5 protein-coding genes and 1 riboswitch are annotated in these 6,463 nt (G+C 41.7%); all 5 genes read left to right on the top strand.

From position 1 onward, the window contains the following. Positions 1-1,361: glucoamylase family protein (locus tag VMW39_05280; GenBank protein ID HUW23423.1), on the top strand; the 1,361-nt coding region annotated here is incomplete at its 5' end. A 98-nt stretch (positions 1,362-1,459) separates the two neighbouring features. Next, on the top strand, positions 1,460-2,083 hold the full coding sequence (locus VMW39_05275) for a nucleotidyltransferase domain-containing protein (protein ID HUW23422.1): 624 nt from the start codon (positions 1,460-1,462) through the stop codon (positions 2,081-2,083). Then, the gene (locus VMW39_05270; protein ID HUW23421.1) at positions 2,084-2,491 is read left to right on the top strand and encodes a HEPN domain-containing protein; all 408 of its coding nucleotides are present in this window, start codon (positions 2,084-2,086) and stop codon (positions 2,489-2,491) included. It begins immediately after the preceding gene. 84 nt (positions 2,492-2,575) lie between these two features. Then, positions 2,576-4,399, top strand: coding sequence for a hypothetical protein (locus VMW39_05265; GenBank protein HUW23420.1), 1,824 nt, complete (start codon positions 2,576-2,578; stop codon positions 4,397-4,399). 123 nt (positions 4,400-4,522) lie between these two features. Further along, positions 4,523-4,617, top strand: a riboswitch (cyclic di-GMP riboswitch). A 148-nt stretch (positions 4,618-4,765) separates the two neighbouring features. Then, positions 4,766-6,463: hypothetical protein (locus tag VMW39_05260; GenBank protein ID HUW23419.1), on the top strand; the 1,698-nt coding region annotated here is incomplete at its 3' end.

Below are 6,463 nucleotides of genomic sequence, written 5' to 3'. Positions count from 1 at the left end.
AGTTTCTATTTGGTCCTTCCTACTGGAGCAGTTTCAACGAGGGAGTTCTTCTTGACGTGTTAGCAATAGGTTCACCCACTCATTCCAAGAATACAGATTGCTGGATGGATATGCAAAGGTTGAGTGATAGTTACGGAGGATATACTTTAATCTACTGTTCACCATATAACCCCCTGTTTGTCCACCAGTATCCACACATCTGGGTTGATTTCCGGCGAAAAGAGTATGGAGGCACCAACTATTTCGAAAATTCAAGGAAGGCTACTTTGGCAAATAGACAGTTCTGCATTAACCACCATGATGATACGAAAGATGGTGACGATTATTACACTACTTATAGTTCTAAATGCTGGGGTTTGACTGCAGGGGACGGCCCCAGTGGATATACTGCCTATGGAGCAGAGCCGGGAGGAGGTCTTAATGATGATGGCACGGTGCAACCTACAGCATCGGCAGGCTCCATAATGTTTACGCCAGAGGAGTCGATAGAAACATTGAAGTATATGTACGATAATTACAAAAGTACCGTCTGGGGCAAATACGGATTTTGCGATGGATTCAATCTTGACCGAAGCCCGGATTGGCGCGCGGAAGATGTAATTGGAATAAGTCAGGGCGCGATAATGTTAGCCATTGAGAATTATAGAACGGGAATGGTCTGGGATATCTTTATGCAGGTTCCTTATATTATTGACGCTTTAGATAGGATGGGATTTTCCGACACAAGAGATAATTCTCGACCAGAAAAGATCAACCTTAAGGCAGAGGCAGGTTCTAATACCGGCGAGGTAGTATTGGAATGGACCGCTCCGGGAGATGACGAAAACATAGGTAAGGCAAGTGAATATATAATCCGTTATTCAGAACAAGAAATAAATAACTATGCCACCTGGTCCGGAGCCAATGACGTGACAGGTGAGCCGACTCCCAGAGATGCAGGAGGAAAGGAGACTTTCACGATAAGTAATCTAAATCCGGGGAAAAGATACTATTTTGCCATCAGGGCAGTAGATGATGTAGGAAATAAGTCGATTCTTTCCTCAAGCTTCTTTACTTCTCCAGACAGGAAGAATAGCAAATTGAACAAAATCTATCCCAATCCATTCTATCCGGCAAAAGACCGCACTGCCACAATTTCCTACAATCTGAATAGAGAGGCAAATGTAGTAATTGAAATCTATAATATTGCTGGTGAACTGGTAGAAGAGTGGAACGAAGGCTATAAATCGGAGGGAGAGCATCAAACTAGCTGGGAAGGAAAGAATAAGGGGGAGAGGCGGGTAGGTTCGGGAATATATATAATCCTTCTAAGAGAGAACGGTCTGGCTGCGGACAAAAAGAAGATGGCTGTCATTAAATAATTTTTTTTACCCTTGACATCAACCTATAAGGATAGTATACTATGTTTAGATTCGTAAACATATGTTTATATTAGCAAACATAGAAAAGAGGTGATTTTATGAGAGTGCACGACCCATTAGATAAGATTTTAAATAATGAACTAAAGATTAAAATTTTACGTTTTCTCTGCAAGACGGAGGCGGAGTGGAGCGGGCGTCAGATTGCTCAAGAGATAAAGGTGAGCCCTGCAGCCTGCCATAAGGCTCTTCGAGAGCTCAACAACGAGAAGGCGCTTTTACTTAGAAGCATAGGGAGGAGCTATCTTTACCGCTTAAATAAAGAAAACCTTATTATCTCAGACCTCCTTAAACCCCTATTTCAAAGGGAAAGCAAAATCCCTGATGATGTATATAGCGCGATAGTAAGAAATATCGCCTCTCTTGTGATAACGGATATAGCCTCTATAGCAGTCATTGGAAGTATGAAGAAGGGAAAGGAACGACCTACCAGCGACATAGACCTCTTAGTGTTAGTAAAGAACCCAAAAGACAGAAGAAAAGTTGAAGAAGATTTTGGAAAGGTAAACGAGAAGATTATAGGCAAATTTGGTAATACAATCTCCAGTTACATTCAAACTGTCGAGGAATTCAAGTTAAAATATAAAAGAGGCCTTGCTTTGGTAAAGAATATCCTAAAATCTCATAGATTACTCTTTGGTAAACCCTTAAAGGAGTTATTGTAAATGGTAGCTAAGAAGATAAAGACAAAAACTATAAAAAGAAGTGCATATAGAACCTACCTCAAAAAGGCGAGTGAATTTTATGATATAATGCTCCAGGCTAAAAACAGGAAAAAGTGGAATGCTGTGGGTTTAAATGCTGTGCACTGTGCAATTTCTTCCTCTGATGCAATGCTTGTGTTCTATGGAGGTATCCGTTCTACCAGTGATGATCACTTAGCAGTAATTGATTTGCTATCGACTTCCATAAAATTGCCTGATGGCAAACCTAAATGTGAAACCCTAAGAAAGATTTTAGTCAAAAAGAGCATAATTGAATATGAAAATAGAGATTTTACTCAGAAAGAGGCTCTGGAAATACTAAAGCTTACGGAGAGATTCTATGACTGGGTTGTTTCAAGTATAACATAATCCTTTATAAGCTTGATCTGTAAACAAATGATTTGTTTGTTGACAACCTGGGGCAGAAAAAATATAATATGAAATATAGAAATAATGATTTCAAACTTCTCTTTCATTCCTCTATATAAGCTGGCACTCTATAACCTTTCAAAATTGGTGCTGGTTATATTTGCGACCTACCTCTATTTTCTCTGTTTCTACTGGAATCTTTTCTTTGCCATTCTCATGGCTTCCCTTTTTGCCTACATTGTTTTCAGTGTGGCCAGCGTTATGGTTAACTTTTTTATCTACCTTTCTACCAAACCCCTTCTGTTAAAAGAAAGAGAAGACATCCTTAAAAATGGAATACCAGATAATGTAAAGATACTCTTTTTCCGCCCTGTTTTTGCCAAGAGTGTGGAGGAGATGGAAACCCTTATAGAAAGTATGAAACAGGATATTCAAAATAATCAGGAGAAGAATCGGAACATAAAATTTATTGTCATAGATAATACAAGGGATGAGGCGGTCAAACAGAGAACAAGAGAGATGATCAAAGACTTAGAGACTCAATTCGGCGAGGATATGGTTTTTTACTTCCACCGCAATCCCAGGAGTGACTTCTTCAAGAAACTTGGCATCTATCAGGATGCTATTATGTTGCTCTACGAAGGATGGACAAAGCCCAAGAATTATGTTGGCAAGCAATGGGAAAAGTGGACCAAAGGCACGAGAAATCCTCAAGAACCTATTTTTGACGAAATCATTGGCGATATTAATGCTCTGGGCATAGAGAGTTCAAAAGAGGACATCATAAATGGCAGAGAAGTGACGATTAGAGATGGTGAAAGGCCAGAAATATCGATAGTCTGCGATGCAGACAATGTCTGGCCGAGGGGTTCAATAAGGAAGATTGCCGCTAAGGTTCTCCATCCGGAAAATAGAGAGATTGTCATATATCAACCCGCCATAGAGATTTCCAATCCCGATGAGGACAGTTACATTAAATTGAACGTGCTGGCCCGGGAGATGATTAAGTTTGACCCCGTAGCCAGATGGAGAATGTACCATTTCTCCCCATTTTATGGCAAGGGCGCAATGCAAATAGAAGGCTATGTCAGAGACTTCATAAAGAGAGAAGCTATACATCCCGGCAAAGCAGCAAGCCACGATTTCCAGGAATCCCTCAGAGCCTGGACAGCACTTGTAGAAGACGTATATATCTATGAGAAGACATTTTCCAATAAATTATCGGAATTGACGAGAAGTGCTCAGTGGGGATGGGGTGACATGGAAACAGTTGGTCAATTTATGTTTAAGAAGTTCGAGCCGGGAAGGAAGTCTCATCTTTATGCCCTGGTGAGATTGCTGATAGGTAACCTTACTTTTTCTCTCTGGCTAATAGGCACTTCCGTATCCTGGATGGTTCCTGGTTTGGCAAGTATGACCAGACCCAGACTATTCTTCTCTTTAATTGGGGGGATTCTGGTTCTTAGCATCTTAATTCCCAAATTCATTGCTCCCATAGTAAACAGACTTAAGCGCAAAACTTACGAACTGGAAATTCCACAACCTGAAAAGAGCATCTTTGCTATTCTGAGAGAAGGAATTTTCGCCACAGTAGTCTCTTTTCTCATACATCTACTCGATCTGGTCTATAAGCCCTGGGCATTAATCAAGAATCTCATCAGTCAAATTCGCGGCAGGCCGTTTGTATGGAAGACAGGCGCAATGGGAGAAATAGAGACAGCCAACGTCTCCTTATATCAAACATATAAAAAATTATTACCTTCCACTGTACTGGGAATTTTGCTGGTATTTGCCGCAACCCTGGGGCTTTTTCGCCCTATTGTAGCAATATTCTTATCCCCATTTATAGCCTCCTTCGTTTTAGGCCCAGCCATAATCTGGCTCACCTCAAAACCCCGCAGTCAATAAACACCAATCCAAAATTTTACAAAAATTTTACAATTCTTTTACACATTCGTAATACGCGTGTTATATACTATTATCACCAAAAGATTTTTAAAGAGAAACAGCGTTCTTTGGAGACAGTTTAATATCCCGAAAAGGCAAACCCTGAGCAATCAGGGGGCGCAAAGCCACGGGGTTACTTAGATTGAGAACATTACAGCAGAACCGGCCGGGCTGCCGATAACGAGTAGAAATACCGTTATATGTAGTCCGGCCTTTTTTATTTATAGCATCAATGTAGGGGTGGCACTCCGTGGCCACCCATTAGGGACGGCATAGAATCCGTCCCCTACAGGAAAGAAACAAGACAATTCGTGACCGGGAGAGAAGATGGTAGCTTGGTGGTGTAGCAAGGCAAATAAAATATGGCTTAGAATCCTGGCGCTGGTTGTAAGTAGTGTATTCTTCTTCACCCAGGTAGTGGGAGCCTCTGTGCCGGATAGAAGTTTCTGGGCAGAGAGGCGTAAAGCCAGGCAGAAGCTACTTGCTACCCAGGAAAAACCTCACCCATCAGATAAACGAAAAGATTTAGGAAAGAAGCTTGAAGAGAAAGACGTAGCAGGAGAAGTATCCTCACTTATCACACCTCAAAATCTATTCACCGTTCCTTCCCAGTACGGCACAGTAAAAGAAGTCCATACGCAAGGGTCCAGCAACAAGCCACAAGGGATGGAGAATAGACTGGTTATCCATATCCAGGATGCCCATTCCAGTCCTGAAGCCCAATTAAACAGCGCCAATATCCTCAAATATCTCCAGAAGGGTGTAGCTAATGAGTCTAATCAGCCTCTTCTGATATGTGTTGAAGGTTCCACCGGTCTTGTGGATACCACACTTCTCTCCAGTTTCCCTGAAAAGAAGATAAAGGATGAGGTAGCCAGCGAGTTTCTTAAGGAAGGGAAAATTACCGGAGAGGAATATTTTGCCATAACTGGAAATGAGAAGGTACAGGCTGTAAACATTTATGGAGTGGAGGACAAACGGGTATATGAGAAGAACCTGAAAGCCTTTGACGAAGGTATATATTCAGGAGAGAAGTTGAGGAATTATCTCCGGAAAGTTCAGGAAGAGATTAACCCACTTAAAGCCCGCCTGTATAACAAGAGATTAAAAGATTTAGAATCAAAGATAGAATCCTACCAGAAAAAGAGAATCTCCCTCACTCAATACTCCCAACACCTCTATACCCTTTCGCATGGAAATGTAGGGGCGGGACTCCGTGCCCGCCCAACGGCAAAATATCCCAATTTCGAACTTTTTGTCCAGGCCTCCAAAATTGAGAAAAACATCGACTTCTCTAAGGTAGATTCCGAGAGGTCAGAATACATAAAAGAGCTGAGCAAGAAATTGACTAACGATGAACTATCCGACCTTCTGGTTATGAGCCTTGACTACAGATTAGGTAAGGTGACATCAGCAGAATACTATACTTATCTCCAGTCACTATCTTCTAAGATGGGTAAGGGAATAAGGTCACAAGACCCCAGAATACTGACAGAGCTTGTAACTTCCAGGGAAGGAAAGAGCGAATATCCCAACCTCAATTTATATATCAAGTACAACAAACTCTATGACAGGATAGACCAGAACAGGTTATTCTCAGAGATTAGCGAGTTGGAGCAGGAAGTTAAAGAGAGTCTATGTGAGACAGAAGAGGAGAGGGAATTAGTAAAACTCTCCAGGATGCTTGGTGTCTTACAGGACTTGGTGAGTCTTAAGATTTCCAATGAAGACCTCGCCTATTATCACAAACACCGCAACGAAATAACTCCAGGGATGTTCTCCAGATGCATTACCGCCAATAAGGCAGGGGGCCGCCTTCCAATTGTCATTGCGAGGAGTGAAACGACGAAGCAATCTCTTTCTGTCAACGAGATTGCCACGCTCCCTTCGGTCGCTCGCAATGACAAAGGGGATTATGACGCAGCATCTGTAGGGGCGACATTTATGGCGCCCGAAATAACGGCCAATCTATCAAAATTTGAAGAGTTCTATAAGATTGCTTTAAAGAGAAACCAGGCTTTAGTG

It is taken from the genome of bacterium, assembly GCA_035530055.1.
Lineage (GTDB): Bacteria > UBA6262 > WVXT01 > WVXT01 > WVXT01 > WVXT01.
This window is presented reverse-complemented; position numbering and strand designations above follow the sequence as displayed.

Coding starts and splice junctions, on each gene's coding strand:
- VMW39_05275 (HUW23422.1), top strand. CDS start 1,460: ATGAGAGTGCACGACCCATTAGATAAGATTTTAAATAATGAACTAAAG.
- VMW39_05270 (HUW23421.1), top strand. CDS start 2,084: ATGGTAGCTAAGAAGATAAAGACAAAAACTATAAAAAGAAGTGCATAT.
- VMW39_05265 (HUW23420.1), top strand. CDS start 2,576: ATGATTTCAAACTTCTCTTTCATTCCTCTATATAAGCTGGCACTCTAT.